General features: G+C 60.2%; 14 protein-coding genes. 3 read left to right on the forward strand and 11 right to left on the reverse strand.

Annotated features, from left to right (window positions below; translation table 11 throughout):
• Positions 1 to 419 precede the first annotated feature (419 nt).
• A complete protein-coding gene (locus ACOYXI_RS05035) occupies positions 420 to 1,310 on the forward strand; it encodes a site-specific integrase (RefSeq protein ID WP_027611947.1) in 891 nt (296 codons plus the stop codon).
• Here the strand turns inward: ACOYXI_RS05035 and ACOYXI_RS05040 are convergent, their stop codons facing one another.
• From ACOYXI_RS05040 to pmrG, 6 genes are all read right to left on the reverse strand, one after another.
• Positions 1,311 to 2,369: an ABC transporter ATP-binding protein gene (locus tag ACOYXI_RS05040; RefSeq protein WP_134786353.1), complete on the reverse strand. Its 1,059-nt coding sequence runs from the start codon at positions 2,367 to 2,369 to the stop codon at positions 1,311 to 1,313.
• The gene (locus ACOYXI_RS05045) at positions 2,366 to 3,961 is read right to left on the reverse strand and encodes an ABC transporter permease (RefSeq protein ID WP_223007465.1); all 1,596 of its coding nucleotides are present in this window, start codon (positions 3,959 to 3,961) and stop codon (positions 2,366 to 2,368) included. The genes ACOYXI_RS05040 and ACOYXI_RS05045 overlap by 4 nt, the downstream gene beginning before the upstream one ends.
• A 3-nt stretch (positions 3,962 to 3,964) precedes the next feature.
• A complete protein-coding gene (locus tag ACOYXI_RS05050; protein ID WP_461674457.1) occupies positions 3,965 to 4,978 on the reverse strand; it encodes an iron ABC transporter substrate-binding protein in 1,014 nt (337 codons plus the stop codon).
• 186 nt (positions 4,979 to 5,164) lie between these two features.
• Positions 5,165 to 6,682, reverse strand: coding sequence for an ArnT family glycosyltransferase (locus tag ACOYXI_RS05055; RefSeq protein WP_461674458.1), 1,518 nt, complete (start codon positions 6,680 to 6,682; stop codon positions 5,165 to 5,167).
• Positions 6,679 to 8,400 carry a lipid IV(A) 4-amino-4-deoxy-L-arabinosyltransferase gene (gene arnT, locus ACOYXI_RS05060; protein ID WP_461674459.1) on the reverse strand — a complete coding sequence of 574 codons (1,722 nt, stop codon included), beginning with the start codon at positions 8,398 to 8,400 and terminating at the stop codon, positions 6,679 to 6,681. Before arnT ends, ACOYXI_RS05055 begins: the two co-directional genes overlap by 4 nt.
• Positions 8,401 to 8,695: 295 nt before the next feature.
• Entirely contained in the window at positions 8,696 to 9,376 is a 681-nt protein-coding gene (gene pmrG / locus ACOYXI_RS05065) for a lipopolysaccharide core heptose(II)-phosphate phosphatase PmrG (protein ID WP_098964002.1), read from the reverse strand.
• A 316-nt stretch (positions 9,377 to 9,692) separates the two neighbouring features.
• On the opposite strand from pmrG, the gene ACOYXI_RS05070 reads away from it, so the two are divergent.
• Positions 9,693 to 11,003, forward strand: coding sequence for a sensor histidine kinase (locus ACOYXI_RS05070; protein WP_461674460.1), 1,311 nt, complete (start codon positions 9,693 to 9,695; stop codon positions 11,001 to 11,003).
• On the opposite strand, the gene ACOYXI_RS05075 is transcribed toward ACOYXI_RS05070, so the two are convergent.
• The 5 genes from ACOYXI_RS05075 to ACOYXI_RS05095 form a co-directional block, all read right to left on the reverse strand.
• Entirely contained in the window at positions 10,961 to 11,512 is a 552-nt protein-coding gene (locus ACOYXI_RS05075; RefSeq protein ID WP_461674461.1) for a PqiC family protein, read from the reverse strand. The genes ACOYXI_RS05070 and ACOYXI_RS05075 overlap by 43 nt on opposite strands.
• Before the next feature lie 16 nt (positions 11,513 to 11,528).
• Positions 11,529 to 13,184, reverse strand: coding sequence for a PqiB family protein (locus ACOYXI_RS05080; RefSeq protein ID WP_461674462.1), 1,656 nt, complete (start codon positions 13,182 to 13,184; stop codon positions 11,529 to 11,531).
• A 117-nt stretch (positions 13,185 to 13,301) separates the two neighbouring features.
• Positions 13,302 to 14,603, reverse strand: coding sequence for an NAD(P)/FAD-dependent oxidoreductase (locus ACOYXI_RS05085; RefSeq protein ID WP_461674463.1), 1,302 nt, complete (start codon positions 14,601 to 14,603; stop codon positions 13,302 to 13,304).
• A complete protein-coding gene (locus ACOYXI_RS05090; RefSeq protein ID WP_098964007.1) occupies positions 14,600 to 15,688 on the reverse strand; it encodes a polyamine ABC transporter substrate-binding protein in 1,089 nt (362 codons plus the stop codon). Before ACOYXI_RS05090 ends, ACOYXI_RS05085 begins: the two co-directional genes overlap by 4 nt.
• A gap of 203 nt (positions 15,689 to 15,891) precedes the next feature.
• Complete coding sequence (locus ACOYXI_RS05095; RefSeq protein WP_095135836.1) at positions 15,892 to 17,250, reverse strand: glutamine synthetase family protein; 1,359 nt, start codon at positions 17,248 to 17,250, stop codon at positions 15,892 to 15,894.
• 161 nt (positions 17,251 to 17,411) lie between these two features.
• On the opposite strand from ACOYXI_RS05095, the gene ACOYXI_RS05100 reads away from it, so the two are divergent.
• Positions 17,412 to 18,308 carry a helix-turn-helix domain-containing protein gene (locus ACOYXI_RS05100; protein ID WP_103367165.1) on the forward strand — a complete coding sequence of 299 codons (897 nt, stop codon included), beginning with the start codon at positions 17,412 to 17,414 and terminating at the stop codon, positions 18,306 to 18,308.
• The last annotated feature ends 51 nt before the right edge of the window (positions 18,309 to 18,359 follow it).

Here is an 18,359-nt window from a genome sequence, read left to right on the forward strand (position 1 = left end):
ATAAAAGGATGGACTCACGTAACTGTTGGATCCAACCACAGCGTAGACACAGAAAAGCGCTCCTGCATCAATAACTTGGCAAAAAAAGCATGACGTCGGGGATTGATTGACTTTTCACGATTTGCCCGGCAGGTTGGGGCATAGCCACTACCGAACCTATGGGAATTAAGGTTATGCCGGTTTTTGTGAAAGGAACATGAAAAACCGGTTGGCGAATCGTTTATCTGTCACTTATACAGCCGCTGTTCAGGCTTCTGCCGTCCATCGCAGTTTTTTCTCGGACAGTGCCGCTCAAGTACCTTCTTTACTTCAAGTACATTGCATTTGTTAGTTGTTGTAGTGCTGTACGTTTTTTACTCAAGGTTTAACGTTTGATTGATTTAGTTGCTGCAACCCCCGACGCTCCAAAAACCAACCCGATGAGCCTGTACCTCGCGCGTTTGGCGCCCTCCAGCCAACTGACCATGCGCTATGTGCTGCAAGATGCGGCCGATCGCCTGGGCTTTGAAGACATGAATGTCGAAGAGATTCCCTGGCATGCCTTGCAACCGGAAGATGTTGTAGCGCTGGTCGCTGCATTACGCGCAGACAACTACGCACCGAACACTTCTTCGTTGTATGTGAATGCGGTGCGCGGGGTGATGAATGAGGCCTGGCGCATGAGTCTGATCAGCCAGGAACATCTGTTGAAGATGCGCTCGGTCAAGGGCATTGCCGGCACGCGGCTGTCTCAGGGGCGCAATCTCAAGCGCACGCTGATTCACGAATTGATGGAAGTCTGCGCCGCCGACCCACGCCCGCAGGGCTTGCGTGATGCAGCAATCATCGCGCTGCTGTACGGCACCGGTATGCGCAAGTCGGAATCGGTGGATCTGGACCTGAATCAGGTCGACTTCAGCGAGCGCAGCCTGTGCGTTACTGCCAAGGGCAACAAGCAGTTGATCAAATACGCACCGGCATGGGCGTTCAGCAAGCTCGATGCATGGCTCGAACTGCGCCGCTCGCAGCTCAAGGAAGGCGAGAGCGACGATGCCTTCCTGTTCAACCGTATTCGCCGTGGCAGCCACATCACCCGCGAGCGGATCACCAAGCATGCGATCTACTACATCGCCCGCCAGCGCGGCACGCAGGTCGGGGTGAAGATCATGCCCCACGATTTCCGTCGCTCGTTCATCACTCGGGTGATCGAGGAGCACGACCTGTCGATCGCGCAGAAACTGGCGCATCACAGCAACATCCAGACCACCGCCAACTACGATGTGCGCGATGACAACGAGCGGCGGCGGGCGGTGGATCGCTTCGATCTCTGATCAGCTCAGGCCAAACACATGCGCCGCACCGAGTACCGACAGCTGCACCGCGCTGCCGGCGGGCGGCGCGTGCATGCCGGAGCTGCGCACCAGAATCGAACGGGGCGGATCCTGAGTCGCGGATGAGCTCAGTTCAACGGTCAGGGTGCAGGTGTTGCCGGCAAAGTCACGGTCGGTGACCAGCGCATGGCAGCCTTGACTGTCAGACGCCCCTTCGGCGATCTGCAATTGCTCGGGGCGCAGCATGATCTGCGCGGCGCCGCTGAAGCCGTTGCTGTTCACCGCCACCTGACCCAGATCGCAATGCGCCCAACCCGCCTCGATTCGCGCGGGCAGGACCACCGCTTCGCCGAGAAAGTGCGCGGTCTGTTCATCCTGCGGATAGCGGTAGAGATCCATCGGATGCCCGGACTGCACCAGCCGGCCGCTGCGCATCACCGCCAATTGATCGGCAAACGACAACGCTTCGCTCTGATCGTGAGTCACCAGAATGGTGGTGACGCCGGCGTCTTCGAGCAGGCGCGCGACCATTTTGCGCATGGCACTGCGCAAACCGGTGTCGAGGGCGGAGAACGGCTCATCGAGCAGCATCAGCCGTGGTTGCTGCGCCAGAGCGCGGGCCAGCGAGACCCGCTGTTGCTGGCCACCGGACAATTCGTGGGGCCAACGGTTGGCCATGTTGGCGTCGAGGGCGACGCTGTCCATTAACTCAAGGATACGCTGGGTGCGGGCCGCACCGGTCAGGGCCAGGCCGAAACCGATGTTCGCCGCCACCGTCATGTGCGGGAACAACGCGCCGTCTTGCGGTACGTAGCCGATCTGCCGTTGATAGGCCGGCACTGCGTGGCTGCGGTCGACCAGCGTCTGGCCGTTGAGGGTGAGGCTGCCGCTGTCGGGAAACTCGAAGCCGGCGATCATCCGCAACAGCGTGGTCTTGCCGGAACCGGAGGGGCCGACGATCACCGTGCGGCTGCCGGTCGGCACGTTGAGGCTGACGTCGTCGAGCGCCTTTTGCGCGCCGAAGGTTTTACTGAGGTTGAGCAGTTCGAGAGCGTTCATCGGCCAGCGGTACGCCTGGATTGGTGATAGAGAATGGCCGTCAGCGGCAGTGAAAGCAGGATCATCAAGAACGCGTAGGGCGCGGCGGCGGCGTAATCGATTTCGCTGGTCATCGCCCAGAAACCGGTGGCGAGGGTGCGTGTGCCGTTGGGTGCGAGCAGCAGGGTCGCGGTCAGCTCATTGGTGATTGCCAGAAACACCAGCGCTGCACCTGCCGCCGCGCCGGGGGCCGCCAGGCGCACGGTGATCAGCCACAATGCGCGTATCGGCGAGCGGCCAAGGCTTTGTGCGATGTTTTCCAGCTCGACCGGGGCCTGCGCGAAACCGGCACGCATGCTGACCAGTGCTCGCGGCAAGAACATCAGCAGGTAAGCCAGCAGCACGGTGATGGTGGTCTGGTAGATCGGCCGGGCGAAATGGATGGTCACAGTGACCAACGCCAGCGCGACGACAATGCCGGGCAGGGAGCTGGTGATGTAGTTGCAGCCTTCCAGCAAGCGCTGCAGTTTGCCCGGCGAGCGGATCGACAGCCACGCGATGGGAATCGCCGCGACACTGGTCAGCAATGCGCCGGCCACTCCGTAAGACAAGGTCTGCAGCAGCGCCGGCAGCAACTCGTCACCTTCCCAGACCTGCACGCCACCGGCCAGCAGCCAGCGGCCCAGCGTGAGCAACGGCACACCGAGTGCCAGCAGGCAGGTCAAGGTTTGCAGCAATAAAGCCAGGGTTGTCACGCCTCGGCCCAGTTGCACGCTGCGCTGATCCCGGGCGCTGCCGGAACCGACTCGCGCATAGCGGGCGTTGCCACGGGCGGCAGATTCGGCGGTGAGCATCGCCAGACAGCACAGCGCCAGAACGCCAGCGAGCATGTTGGCCGCCGGGCCGTTAAACGTCGATTTGAACTGATCGAAGATCGCCGTGGTGAAGGTGTCGAAACGGATCATCGCGTACAAGCCGTACTCGGCCAGCAAATGCAGACCGACCAACAACGCGCCACCGCAGATTGCCAGGCGCAATTGCGGCAACACCACCCGAAAGAACACCGCCCACGGCTTGAGTCCCAAGGATTGCGCGACGTCTTCAATCGCCGGATCGAGACGGCGCAAGGTCGCGGCAATCGGCAAATACAGAAACGGGAAATAGGCGATCACCGACACCAGCACACCGGCCGGCAGACCGTGGATCGACGGAATCAGGCTGACCCACGCATAACTGTGGACGAACGCCGGCACGGCCAGCGGTGCGACCGCCAGCACTGACCACAAGCGTCGGCCGGGCAGATTGCTGCGTTCGGTCAGCCAAGCCAGGGTGGTTCCGAGCAGGATGCACAGCGGCAGGGTGATCAGCACCAGCAGCACGGTGTTGATCAGCAATTCGCCGACCCGCGGGCGAAAGATCAGAGCTTCGATGGTCGCCCAGCCGGTGTACCACGCCACGCCGATCACGAATGCGATCGGCAGCAGGGACAACAACGACACCAGCACCGCCGAGCTCACCACCCACGAGCTGCCACGCCCGGCCAGCGTACGGGGCGGGTGAAGGAGGCTGGCGGCGGCCGTCGCAACGGCCGGTGCAGGCAAGGTTTCGGGCATCACTTAGAGCAATCCGGCCTGGGTCATCAGCTCGACGGCTTTTTTGCTGTCGAGGGTCGACGCATCGACTTTCGGCGCGTCGAGGGTTTTCAGCGGAGTCAGCTTCGGATTGGATGGCGCGTCTTTACCCACGGCGTATTCGAAGGAGGTGCCGGTTTCGAGAACTTCCTGACCTTCCTTGCTGGTGATGTATTTGACGAACGCCTGCGCCTGCTCCTGATGTTTGCTCGAGGCCAGCACGCCGGCGCCGGAAGTGCTGACGAACGCGCCCGGATCCTGATGTTTGAAGTAGTACAGCTTGGTGTTTTTGCTGTTTTCGCCGGTCTTGGACTGATCGACGAAGCTGTAATAGTGATAGATCACGCCGCTGTCGATCTGCCCGGCGTTCACCGCTTTGAGCACCGCACTGTTGCCGCGATAGATCGTGGCGTTGGTCTTCATGCCCTTGAGCCATTCCAGGGTGGCAGCTTCACCTTTCTGTTGCAGGACGGCGGCGACGATCGCCTGGAAGTCGGCGCCAGCCGGGGAGGCGGCCCAACGGCCTTTCCAGGCCGGGGTGGCGAGGTCGAGCAGGGATTTGGGCAAGTCCTTTTCAGTCAGTTTGCTTGGGTTGTAGACGAACACGGTGGAGCGGGCGGCGATGCCGACCCAATTGCCGTGGGCCGGACGGTAGGCGGAATCGACTTGCTCAAGGGTTGTCGGCGCCAACGGGGCGAACAGTTTGGCGTTGTCCACCAGCACCATCGCCGGGGAGTTCTCGGTGAGGAATACGTCTGCCGGCGAGGCGGCGCCTTCCTGCACGAGCTGGTTGCCCATCTCGGTGTCATCGCCGTTGCGAATGGTCACCGGAATGCCGGTTTCCTCGGTGAAGCCGGCCACCCAGGCCTTGGTCAGGGTTTCATGCTGGGCGTTGTAAACCACCAGACCCACCGAATCGGCGGCAAAAGCCTGCCCGGTGCCGAGCAACGCAGTGGCCAGCAATGCGCGCTTGAAGAAGGATGGAAAGCGTGGATTCATTCGGGCAGCTCCTGTTTTCAGACGTTATGAGCAAACCCTCGCAGGAAACAATGCGAACGATTTGCAAGTGTCGAGTCGCGGCAATGTAGGGTGGCAAATGAGAAAAAAACGTCAAAGAAGCCGTTAATACTTGTCATTGCCATTCAAATTTACCGCGACTCTCTCCTTTTGTCTTAACGTCATTGCTCAGGAGTGGGGAATGTAAGCCACGCTCTGGTCTGCACGCCCGTGGAATACCTGTTCGCCACGGGTCGGGGTGGTGGTGATGACCTGATGATCAGCCTTCAGCGCATCCAGTGGCACGGCGTCACCGGAACGATATTGCGCGACGAAGATCGTGCGTTGCGGATCCCAATGTTCCCCGCTGGTCCTTTCCAGCCAGGCGATCAGCGTCGCGGTGTCGCCATTGTGCGGGAAGTCCTCGATCGTTTCCGGCACGTAGTAGAACGGTGCACCACCGGTTTGCAGGTACATCGGTACTTTGTTGTCGACCTCGATCATGACCATGCGCCATTGATTCAACGGTGCCTGCTGACTGGCCTGTTCGCGAACCTGCTCGCCGAAGCGGATGACACCGCCGCCGCTGTTGGTCCATGGGTAAAGCACACCCAGTACCGCAGCGAGCAGTATAGTAGTGACAGCGAAGCCGATCTTCAGCCCACGGCCTTCGCTGTTGCGGGCGGCCATGCGCCGGGTCACCCACCAGGCACCCAGCAATTGCGCGAAGGGCACCAGCGGCAAGACGTAATAGCTGCGGCGACTGCCACTGGCGGTGAAGAACAGCATCAGCAGCGCGAGCCCTTGAATCAGCCAGCGGGTATCCGGTTCGATGTGCTTCCAGTTGCGCGCGGCCACCCACAAGGCGATCAACCAGCACGGTGCCCAGGGCAGGGTGTAAACCGGCAGGTAGATCAAGTAGGTGTAAATCGGCCCGAACTGATCGAACGGCTGGAAAAACCGCACGACGTTTTCACGCAGCACCAGGCCGAGGCCGCTTTGTTCGTAGTTGGGCGCACCGTAGAGGTGAGACAACAGGAACGGCGCCATGTAAAACGCCCCGGCGATCAAGAGCGCGCCGAACAGTCGCAGGTTCAGATGACGTTTCCAGCGGTGTTCGCTGAGCAGGTGCGGCAGCAGCACCAGCCCCGGCAGGATGAAACCGATCAGGCCTTTGAACAGCGAGGTCAGCGACAGCAAGCCGAAAAACACCACATAGCGCCAGAACCGGGTGTCATCCGGGCCGCGCCAGTACCACCAGACGGCCGCCAGCACGCCGCAGACCGTGAGAATGTCGGCGGTGGCGACTCGCGCCCAGAACACGAAATAGAAGGTGGTCGCCAGCATCCAGCCGGCGATCAGCCCGGTGCCTTTGCGGAACAGTTGCTCGCCGAGCAGATACACCAGCCACACGCTGAACCACGCGGAAATCACCGATGACAGGCGCAACGACCAATGCCCCAGTCCGCCGGTGAACCACGAGGTGGCGGTGATCAGCCAGTACGACAGCAGCGGTTTGTCGTAATAAGGGCTGCCCTTGAGATAGGGGTCGAAATAATCGCCGCTTTGCAGCATCTGCAAGGCGATGTTGGCCCAGCGGGTTTCCGGCCCCCACAGCTCGCGACTGCCCAGACCGAGCAATAACAGCAGGGCAGTCGCCGCCAGCAGAAGCAGCAACTGCCTCCGTTCAGTCCTGGTTCGGGTCATGGCTGGCTCTGGCTGAAGATGAGGATTTCGATCTGGCCACGGCGGTAGTGCTTGCCGTCTATCGGCAACAGCTCCAGTTGTTGCTCGTCAGAGGTGCTGTTGACGCGCATCACCACGCCCACCGAGCCTTTTTTGCGCGCTGCGGTCATCCATTCGCCTACGCCGTCGAGGCTGACCTTGCGTGAGGCCGTGGCCGGGTCATCGAGGCCGTACTTGAGCTCGCCAATGGTGTTGAACAGGTCGACTTGCGGGCGGCGCAAACGCCATGACAATGCCGAAGCGGCTCCCAGGTCGTTACTCAGCAACGAGCTGGTTTCGCTCAGTTCCTGCTGATGTTCAGCAATGAACTGATCCGGCATCTTGCTGTTGACGATGGTCGCCGGCATCGCCGCTGGCAGCAATGCGACGAGCAGGCCGATGCCCAACGCCGGCATCGCCCACAGCGCCAGAGGGCGCAAGGCTTGCAGCGATCCGGCAATCAGCCAGCCGAGCAGCACGATATAGCCCAGCGACAGGCTGAACATTTCGGTGTGTTCGTAAATTTCACGGGTCGCTTGCAGATAAATCAGCGCGATCAGTGCGGCGATGGCCAGCACTACGTTGACCACACCGTTGATGCGTAAGACGCGGCCGTTCTGGTCAGCTATCCAGTTCATCACGGTGTAGCCCATCAACAGAGCCAATGGCAGCAGGCACGGCATGATGTAAGTCGGCAGTTTGCCGCTGCTCGCGCTGAAAAAAGCCAGAGGCAGCAGGAACCACAAGGCGAGGAAGGCGATTTTCGGATCACGCTTTTCGCGCCAGGTACGCAGCAGCGTCGAAGGCAACAGCAGTGCCCACGGCAAGGTGGACGCAAACAGCAGCGGCAGGTAGAACCACCATGGTCGTGCGTGCTGTGCGTCTTCACCGGCGGCGAAGCGACGGATGTGTTCGTGCCAGAAGAAGAACCGCCAGAAATCCGGTTCACGCGCATGCACGGCCAGTGCCCATGGCACGCTGACCAGCGCGGCCACCGCCACGGCAACCAGTCCATAACGCACCAGTTCACCGAAGCGCCGTTGCCAGATCATGTAGGGCAGGGCGATCAGCACCGGCAGCATCAGGGCGAGGAAACCTTTGGTCATCAGGCCCATGCCGCAGGCAAATCCCAACAAAGCCCAGCCGCCCAGGCGCGCGCGCGGGGTGTTGCTGTCGATGGCAAACCAGATCGCCACCAGACTCAGGTTGACCCACAAGGTGAACTGCGGATCGAGGTTGGCATAGCCGGCTTGTCCTGCGATCAGGCCGAAGCTCATATAAAGGAGGGCGCACGCGGCGCTGATTCGCGGGTTGTTCCACAGGCGCCGGGCCAACAGGTAGGCCAGCCACACACTAATCCCGGAGCTGAGTGCCGAGGCGATGCGCACGCCGAACAGGTTTTCACCGAAAATCGCCTGGCCGATGGCGATCATCCAGTAGCCGGCAATCGGTTCTTCGAAGTAGCGAATGCCCATGAAGTGCGGCGCCACCCAGTTGCCGCTCTGCAGCATTTCCTGGCTGATCTGCCCATAACGGGTTTCATCGGGAATCCACAGGCCGTGGGTCATCAGCGGCAGCAGATAAAACACCACGAATGCCAGCACCAGCCCGGGTATCGCAAAGCGTTCGATCAGGGAGCTCTGGTGGAGGCGCGGCAAATTCAGCGCTGCACGGTGCAGCGGTTTGTTCTCAGACGTCATGACTGGACCTTGGTGCAGTACAAAGTGTGCGTTTCAGTGACGGCCCGGTGATTTCCGTAGCAGGCGCGGCACTGGGTTGAATGAATGCAGAGGCGAGCACGGCCGAGGGGCGTGTCCTGCATTCAGAGAACGGGTCTGCTTCCAGCTTTAAGTTCTCCTCGGGAAGACAAGCTTTAAAATGAAATATTTCCAGTTTTTTCAGTCTGAAAAACATTTCTTATTACAAATTTCATACACGCCAATACCCTGTGCCAGAGCATTGGCCGAGTCGTTTGTTCTCGACTAAGTTTGATGATTACTTGGCCAATCGTTGCCAGCCTTCGGGATTCATGATGCCGATTACATCAAGTTTTCCTTGTGCATCTATCCGGGCCAAAACAGTGCTGCCATATTCGGCGGCGACCGCGCGCGGGTAACCGGTCTGCCGTTCGAAATCGGCGATGCAGCCGCTGTGGGTTACCAGAATCATGTTCTGTCCCGGGGTCTTGTGCGCCACCAATTCATTGCGCATCGTCGGGCCACAGGTTTCCAGCCATTCCGCCGCCACGGCATCGTGGCCAAGCATGTAATGCGCAGTCTGCAGGGTGCGCGTCAACGGGCTGCTGAAGAACTGGGTCTTTTCCAGGCCCAGTTGCGTAAAGCCACGGCCGACGTCGGCTGCAGCAATGCTGCCAGCCTGGGTGATACCGTCCGCCGGCCCCAGGCAAGTATTGGTCGAGCGGTCGCAACGTTCGGTGTGGCGAACCAGTGCGACGACTTCACCGGCCTGCCAGGCCTTTACCCATTCCTGAGTAGCCGACGCACTCGCATAGCGCAGGTTGGGGGGCGAGCGTTGCATCCAGACGAAGCCGCAAATCAGTGCGATCAGCAGCAAACCGACGGCAATGATTGCCCAGGTGCGCGGACGAGACAGGTCCCATCGCTTGGACGCTGATTGTACTTGTACTAATTCAACCACGACGTTGCCCCTTGTCATTCCCGAGTTCCATTCAGTCAACACGCAAAGTGCAACGTAAGCTCCAGGAGATTAGTTACTTTACGGTGATCTGCTTGAATGGCTGCTGAACACTACGTTCAGAGTCGTGGCGGGGCAGTGAAGAACATGTGAAAAATTTGCGAGAGAAGCGCAGGTATTAGCGGAAAAGTCTATTTGATAACTAAACTCAAATAGTCGTTTTGTTTGTTTTGGCCACTTAACAATGGCGCCAGTGGAGGCGAAGCTGCGACTTTGGATAACGTCGTGGCGCAGCTGCTTTCAGCCCCCGACATCAGCACTGGAGTCATTGAACCGGATGGACCTCAAGCAAAGCCTCGCCAATCGGATCGTGATTGTGTTCGCCTTGATGAGCGCGGTGGTGGCCGGTGTCTTCGCGATGGGCATTGTGGCTACCGTGCATGTCGTGGAGCACAAGTTGACCATGACCGCCCTCAGCGGTGGGCTGCGCCGGTTGTTGGCGATGGACGACATCAACCAGTGGCGCCACGAGCCGGAAAAGAGCGAACTGTTTTTTTTCGAGAACGGCCCGGGGCCCATGGCGCTGACGCCGCAACTGGCAGCACTGCCCCAGGGTTTTCAGGAGATCACCTTCAACGGTGATGACTTTTACGCGATGGTTGAGGCAGTCGGCGGACGCAAGTATGTGCTGTTGCGCAATCAGGAAAGCTTCGAACAGCGTGAACACCTGCTGTTCGTGGTGGTGATAGTCGGGTTCATCCTCAGTGTCATGCTGGCGGTCGCGCTCGGCAGGTTGTTGGCGCGGCAGGTCATGGCGCCGGTGATTCGCCTGGCGGGGCAGGTACGTCATCGCGATCAGTTGATCGCGTTGGCGCCGGCCCTGCATCCGGATTACGCCGATGATGAAGTAGGGGAGCTGGCCCTGTCTTTCGACCAGACACTCGGCCGGTTACGCGAAACCCTGAACCGCGAAAAACTCTTCACCAGTGATGTCAGTCATGAACTGCGCACACCGTTGATGATTCTGGCCAGCTCCTGCGAGCTGTTGCTGGCCAACCCCTCGCTGGATCCGCGTTCCACTCAGCAGGTCAAACGCATTGCCCGGGCCAGCGCTGAAATGCGCCAACTGGTCGAAACTTTCTTGATGCTGGCGCGAAAGCCGGAAGAGCTTGGCACCGAATCCACCTGCACACTCAAATCGATCGCCGACGCCCAGGCGGAAATCTGGGGACGATTGATTCGCGAAAAAGGTCTGGAATTCATCTACGAGCCGCAACTGGCGGGCAGCACGCGTTATGACCTGACGTTCTTGCAGTCGGTCATGGGCAATCTGCTGCGCAATGCCTGGCACTACACTGATCAGGGCTTTGTAAGGTTGACCCTGCTCAAGGACAGCTTCGTGGTCGAGGACAGCGGCATCGGTATTCCGGAAGAGAAACGTCACGCGATGTTCCAGCCATTCGTGCGCGGTGACGAACAGCGCGGTGAAGGTCTTGGGTTGGGATTGTCGCTGGTGCAGCGGATCTGCAGCCATCAGCGCTGGCAGGTTCAGTTGGTGACTCGCGAACCCAACGGCTGCCGTTTCACCGTCACGCTGTCGGCGGCTCAGGAGGCCGAAGGGCAGACGCGAGAATTGCCCGCCGCCTGATTGATCAGGACAGCCAGGCGTTTGACGTTGTTCTGTTGCGCGGCCACCAGGTCGTCGATGCTCGGGCCGGACGGAGTTTGCAAGGTTGAATGGCAGGTCAGCAGAGCATTGTCCGCCGCACCGCTGGGACGCAGGCGCCATTTGACGTCGATCAGCCCGTACTGGCCGGGGATCGAGTCGAAACGCTGCACATCGATGCGCACCGAGACGTTGCCGCGACTGCCGGTATTGCTCAGTTGATCGTTCAAGGCACTGCGCAGCTCATCCGCCAGACTCGCCCCCCACCACTGGGTTTCCAGAATCGCCAGGCCATTGTTGCCCTGGCGGATGACGATTTGCGGGCGGTCGACTTGTGGCGGCACGCTGATCCCCTCGATCGGAATCTGCGCGCCCGAGCGGGACGCCGGCAGTTGCACCGGGGTCAGGGTGTGAAAGTTGATCGGCTCGCTGCGGCAGGCGCCCAACAGCATGAACGCAGCGAGCAGGGTGATCTTCAGCGGTAAAGCCATGGGGGAGCTCCTGTGCTCAATTGCGCGGCGGTCCTTTCAGATCCAGCGGCGCCGCGTTGTCGGGACGACCGCGAATCAGCGATTCCGGATGGCGACCGAGATAATCCGACAGCTCACGCAGCGAACGCGACATGCGCCCGAGTTCGTCGAGGGTCTCGGTGAGTTTCTCGCGCTGCGGCGAATCTTCGGCCAGGGTCGAACTGGCGGATTGCAAGGTCTTGCTGACGTCGGCCAGGGTGGTCTGCACGCTTGGCAGGGTTTTCGCGTTGAACTGGGTCAGGCCTTTGCGCAGCTCGACGAGGTTGCTGTCGAGGTTGCCGGCAATCCGTTCGACCGGCAGTTTGTTGAGCTTGTCGACCACGGCTTCGAGTTTTTCCTGCAACTGTTCGAGGCTGCCGGGCACGGTTGGCAAGACCACCGGCCGGGCCGTCGCGTCGAAGGCGACTTTCTCGGCTTTCGGGAAGAAATCCAGCGCAATGTACAGTTGCCCGGTCAGCAGGTTGCCGCTGCGGGCCTGGGCGCGCAGACCATTGTCGACGAAGGTGCCAAGCAGGCGAATGCCGGCGGCTTCGTCGTTGGGATCGTGCTTGAATTCGGTCAGCATCTTTTTGTAGGCCTGCCCCAGGCGCTGCGGGTAAATGACGATGCCGACATTAAGCGGGAAGCTGCGTTTCTTCGCGTCGAAATCCAGATTGATGCCGACCACCCGGCCGATCTCCATGCCGAGAAATTCCACCGGCGCATCGACCTTGAGCCCACGCAGCGACTGATCGAAACGCAGCACCATGTATTGCGCCTTGCCGTTGGGCGGGGCGAGGGCGGTCTGCTGATCGGCGAACAGTTCGAAATCCTTGTCGTCGGCGGCGGCAACGTCGTTGGGGCTGTAATCCGGCGCACGGAAGGCAATGCCGCCGACCAGCATGGTCGACAGCGATTCGGTCTTCACCGCAAAGCCGTTGGCGCCGACATTGATGTCGATGCCGCTGGCGTTCCAGAACCGGGTGTTTTCGGTGACGAACGCGTCGTTCGGCGAATGGATGAACACCTCGATGTCCACGCCTTTGCCCTCGGGATTGAGGGTGTAAGTAACCACCTGACCGACCGGAATCTTGCGGTAGTAAACCGGCGAACCAATGTCCAGCGAACCGAGATCCGGCGCATGCAGCATGAAGCGCTTGCCCGGTTCGCCGTAGGTGATCGGCGGTGGATTCTCCAGGCCCTTGAAGTGTTTGGCACGGCTGTCGGACTGGCCGATATCGGCACCGATGTAGTCGCCGGAGAGCAGAGTGTCGATGCCCGACACACCACCAGCGCCAATGCGCGGGCGCACGACCCAGAAGTGCGAGTCTTCGCGGGTAAAGGTTTCGGCCTGCTTGGCCAGTTTGATCGTGGCGTCGACGCTCTTCTGATCGCCGCTCAACTCGACGTCAGTCACCTGACCGATCACCACATTGCGGTATTTGACCTCGGTCTTGTTGGCGGTCAGGCCACTGCCGGTCTTGAAGTTGACGACGATGGTCGGGCCTTCCTGCATCAGGTTGTGCACCACCAGCGAAATACCGACCAGCACCGCGACGATCGGCACGATCCACACCAGTGAAATACTGAAGCGACGCGTCTTGATCGGCGCTTGGCCCGGTGCTCGTGGCTCATCGGCGGCTGACGACTTCATCCATGTCCTCCTCGGTTTTGTGGATGCTGAGCGTCAGGAACGCAAAAGCACTTCATCAATATAGAAGTGCTTGGCGATAGAGCAAATAAGCGAGGAGATGGTTACGTGGTGGATGCCTCAGCCGAGGATTTCACGCAGGCGATACCAGAACATGCCCAGTGCCAGCAGCGGCGAACGCAGGGCCGGGCCGCCGGGGAAGGTCATGTGCGGCACCGCGCTGAACACATCCATGCCCTGACTGTGGCCGGCGTGAATCGCTTCGCCCAGCAGCTTGGCGCACCAGTGCGTGACGTTGAGGCCGTGCCCGGAGTAACCCTGAGCGTAGAACACGTTCGGCTGCTGCTGGAGCCGGCCGACCTGCGGGAAACGGTTGGCGGTGATGCCGATCTTGCCACCCCATTGATAGTCGATGCGCACGTCCGCCAGTTGCGGGAAGACCTTGAGCATCTTCGGCCGCATGTAGGCAGCGATGTCTGCCGGATCGCGTCCGGAATAATGACAGGCGCCGCCAAACAGCAGGCGTCGATCCGCCGAGAGCCGGTAGTAATCGAGGCCGACTTTCTGGTCGCACAACGCGAGGTTGTGCGGGATCAATTGCGCGGCACGTTCCTCGGACAGCGGCTCGGTGGCGATGATGTAACTGCCGGCGGGCAGGACCTTGCCGCTGAGTTGCTGTTCGAGTTCATCCAGATGCGCATTGCAACCGAGCACCAGACTGCCGGCGCGGACGCTGCCAGTGGCGCAGCGCACTTCAACGGTTTCGCCACGAATGATCTGCAGCACCGGGCTTTGCTCGAAGATTCGCACACCGAGGGACGCCGCCAGACGCGCTTCGCCTTGCACCAGATCCAGCGGGTGCAGATGACCGGACCCCATGTCGATCAGACCACCCGCGTAGATGTCGGCGTTGACCACTTGCTGACGGATCAGCTCCGGGCCGACCAGACGGGTCTGGTGTTGATAACCGAGTTTGTCGAGGCTGACCTGTTCGTCCTTGAACGCTGCGAATTGCGCCGGAGTGTTGGCCAGCTCGCAGAAGCCCCAACGCAGGTCGCACTCGATGGCGTTCTCGGTGATGCGCTGGCGCACCAGTTCCACCGAATCGATCCCGGCGCGCTGCAAGTAACGCACGCCGTCATTGCCGACATAGCGGGCAAAGCCTTCGACCTCGTGACCGATGCCGCGAATCAACTGACCGCCGTTGCGCCCGCTGGCGCCCCAGCCGATACGCCGGGCTTCGAGCAACACCACCGACAGCCCGCGCTGCGCCAGTTCAATCGCGGTGTTGACCCCGGTGAAGCCGCCGCCGATCACGCAGACATCGGCGCTGAGATCACCGTCGAGTGTCGGCCAAGGCGTGCTGGCCCGGGCCGAAGCTGCGTAATAGGAGCGGGCGTGTTCTCTGCTGTACTGATTCATTTGTTCGACTTCACTTTGCTCCAGGACCGGGTCATCAGACGCATGATCGATTGGGGCGGGGTAGAGGAGATGTAGAGCTTGTCCAGCACCGCCTGCGACGGGTAGACCTCGGGATTGTTCACCAGCGCCTGATCCATGTACTGCTTGGCGGCCGGGTTCGGGTTGGCGTAACCGACCGAAGCGCTGACCTTGGCAATCACTTGCGGATCGAGCAGGTAATTGATGAAGGCGTGGGCTTCCTTGGTGTTGCTGGCGTCGGCCGGGATCGCCAGCAAATCGAACCACAGGTTGGCGCCTTCCTTCGGAATCGCATAAGCGATGTTCACCCCGTTCTTGGCTTCCTTGGCGCGGTTGGCCGCCTGGAACACATCGCCGGAGTAACCGAAGGCTACGCAGATATCGCCATTGGCCAGATCGGAAACGTATTTCGAGGAGTGGAAATAGGTGATGTACGGGCGAATGCTCAGCAGTTTCGCTTCAGCCTTTTTATAGTCTTCCGGGTTTTCGCTGCGTGGGTCCATGCCCATGTAGTTGAGGATCGCCGGAAACACTTCGTCCGCCGAGTCCATCATCGACACGCCGCACTGGGTGAGTTTCTTCAGATTCTCCGGCTCGAACAGCACGGCCCAGGAGTCGATGTGGTCGATGCCGAGCACAGCCTTGACCTTGTCGACGTTGTAGCCGATGCCGTTGGTGCCCCACAGGTACGGTACCGAATGCTGGTTGCCCGGGTCGTTCTTCTCAAGCAGTTCAAGCAGCTTGGGATCGAGATTTTTCCAGTTTGGTAGCTGCTCGCGATCGAGTTTGAGGAACGCGCCGGCCTTCACCTGACGCGCGAGGAAGTGGTTGGACGGCACCACCACGTCATAGCCGGTACGGCCGGCGAGCAGCTTGCCTTCCAGGGTTTCATTGGAGTCGAAAACGTCGTAGATCACCTTAATCCCGGTCTTGGCCTGGAAGTCGGCGAGGGTGGTTTCACCGATGTAGTCGGTCCAGTTGTAGACGCTGACCTGTGGCTGGGCCAGGGCTGCAGTGCTGCACAACAGCGCCATTGCGGCGGGAACCATGGATTTCAATAGACGCATATCGACACCTCTTGGAATTATTGGAGTTTTCGGGTGGTTCTGGATTTTCAGATGGATCATTGTTCCCCTGCTCTTTGTGGGAGGGGGCTTGCTCCCGAAGAGGCCGGTACCTCCAACATTACAGCTGGCTGATACACCGCTTTCGGGAGCAAGCCCCCTCCCACAAAAAGCCATGCCATGGAGGAAGGGGATTTGTGCTGGAGTCAGACGCTCAGCAGCAGGAACTCGCGCTCCCAGGAGCTGATCACGCGCTTGAAGTTTTCATGCTCGGCGCGTTTGACCGCGACGTAGCCGCGCACGAATTTGTTGCCCAGGTAACGCGCAACGGTGTCGCATTCTTCCATTTGCGTCAGCGCGTCTTCGATGGTGATCGGCAAGCGCAGGTTACGGCGTTCGTAGGCGCGGCCTTCGACGGCGGCACTCGGTTCGATGCCTTCGACCATGCCGATGTAGCCACACAGCAGGCTCGCGGCGATCGCCAGATACGGGTTGGCATCGGCGCCCGGCAGGCGGTTTTCCACGCGCATGGCTTCCGGCCCGGAGGTCGGCACACGCAGGCCGACGGTGCGGTTTTCTTCGCCCCACTCGACGTTGACCGGTGCCGAAGTGTCCGGCAGGAAGCGGCGGAACGAGTTCACGTTCGGCGCGAACATCGGCAGGACTTTCGGGATGTACTTCTGCAGGCCGCCGATGTGATGGCGGAACAGCTCGCTCATTGTGCCGTCGGCATTGGCGAAGATCGGCTTGCCGGTGGCGATCTCCACGACGCTCTGGTGCAGGTGCATGGCGCTGCCGGGTTCGTCACCAATCGGCTTGGCCATGAACGTGGCAGTGACGTTGTGCTTGAGCGCCGCTTCGCGCAGGGTGCGTTTGAACACGGTGATCTGGTCGGCCAGATCCAGTGCGTCGCCGTGACGGAAGTTGATTTCCATCTGCGCCGGGCCGTCTTCATGGATCAGCGTGTCCAGATCCAGACCTTGCAGCTCGCACCAGTCGTAGACGTCTTCGAACAGCGGATCGAATTCGTTGGCGGCATCGATCGAGAACGATTGCCGCCCGCTTTCAGCCCTGCCCGAGCGCCCCAGTGGTGCCTTGAGTGGCAGGTCGGGGTCTTCGCAGCGCTGGGTCAGGTAGAACTCCATTTCCGGCGCCACGATCGGCTTCCAGCCCTTGTCGGTGTACAGCTGCAGGACTTTCTTCAGCACGTTGCGCGGCGACAGTTCGATCGGGTTGCCGAACTTGTCGAAGGTGTCGTGGATGACGATGGCGGTCGGCTCGATCGCCCATGGAATCACATACACGGCGTCGCTCACCGGTTTGCAGACCATGTCGATGTCGGCCGGGTCGAGCAGGTCGTAGTAGATATCGTCGTCGACAAAATCCCCGGTTACCGTTTGCAGCAGCACACTTTCCGGCAGGCGCATGCCTCGCTCATGCAGGAACTTGTTGGTCGGTGCGATCTTGCCGCGGGCGATGCCGGTCAGGTCGCTGACCACACATTCAACTTCGGTAATCTTGTGATCTTTCAGCCACGTGAACAGCTGATCGAAAGGGGCATTCATAAAGACCTCGTTATTGGTTTTATAGACGCCGGGGAGGGCGGGTTTCATCTTCCGCCCCTTCCCCTGTGGCGCGTTGACGACTATCTTGGGCGTGCCTTGCCGTTCCATCTATCCACTTTAAGCAGCACCAAAGCGCACCAAAAGAGTGCGCAAGGTCTCCCATGACAACGTGTAATCCGCTACAGGTTCAGGCTTTCAATACCGCTGATGTCAGCGAACAGATCCGCGCCACGCCGGGTTGGGTTCAGCATTACCAGCAGATGTCTCCCGGGCATTTCGCCGGGCAGATTCGCTATCTGGACCTGGAGGGTGTGCAGGTCTACGAAGAACAGATGAACACTCGCGTCGAGCAGACGTTCAGCGCGCCATCGGGGGCCTTGGCCTTCTGTTTCGATCGCAGTGACAACGCGCTGTATCTGCTCAACGAAGACAGCCGCAACATCTGGATCACCCCGGAGAACTACCAGGAAATTGCCGTGGTGTTCGGCCCGGAATTCGTCCGTCAGCACGGTCTGGAGGTGGCGAGACTCGAAGGATTGTTCATGGCGCCGCTTAACTGCGGGCAGAACGCCTTGTTCAGTCGCTGGTTAAGCTCAACTCTCACGAAGTTGTCGCAAGCTGTTGATCCGTTTGATAAAGACTCACTGACTCAGCAGTTACTCGAAGACTGCCTGTTCATCCTCGACAACGCACACACCCGTCTTGATCGCGGCGGATTACAGCGGCGTAGCGAAGAACGGATGATCATGAAGCGAGTAGGGGAGTGGGCGGCAGATTCGCCGGAAGACACCGTCAATCTGCTCGAACTGTCGAAGGTCGCAGGGGTGCCGTTGCGGCAACTACAGCAGGCGTTCAAGGCCTACACCGGGATGACCCCGAGTCACTGGTTGCGCCTGCGCCGGCTGAACAGTGCACACCGCGAATTGCTCAAGCGCCGGCCCACGGAAACCACCGTGGCTGAGGTGGCGATGCGCTGGTCGTTCTGGCATCTGGGGCGGTTTTCCAGCAGTTATCGGGCGCTGTTCAAAGAGCTGCCGAGCGAGACGCTGAAACGCTAGAGATTGCAGTAACGGGCAAAAAGATCTTTGTGTCCCAAGCGAAGTTAAATA

It is taken from the genome of Pseudomonas sp. G3-19 (assembly GCF_054855875.1).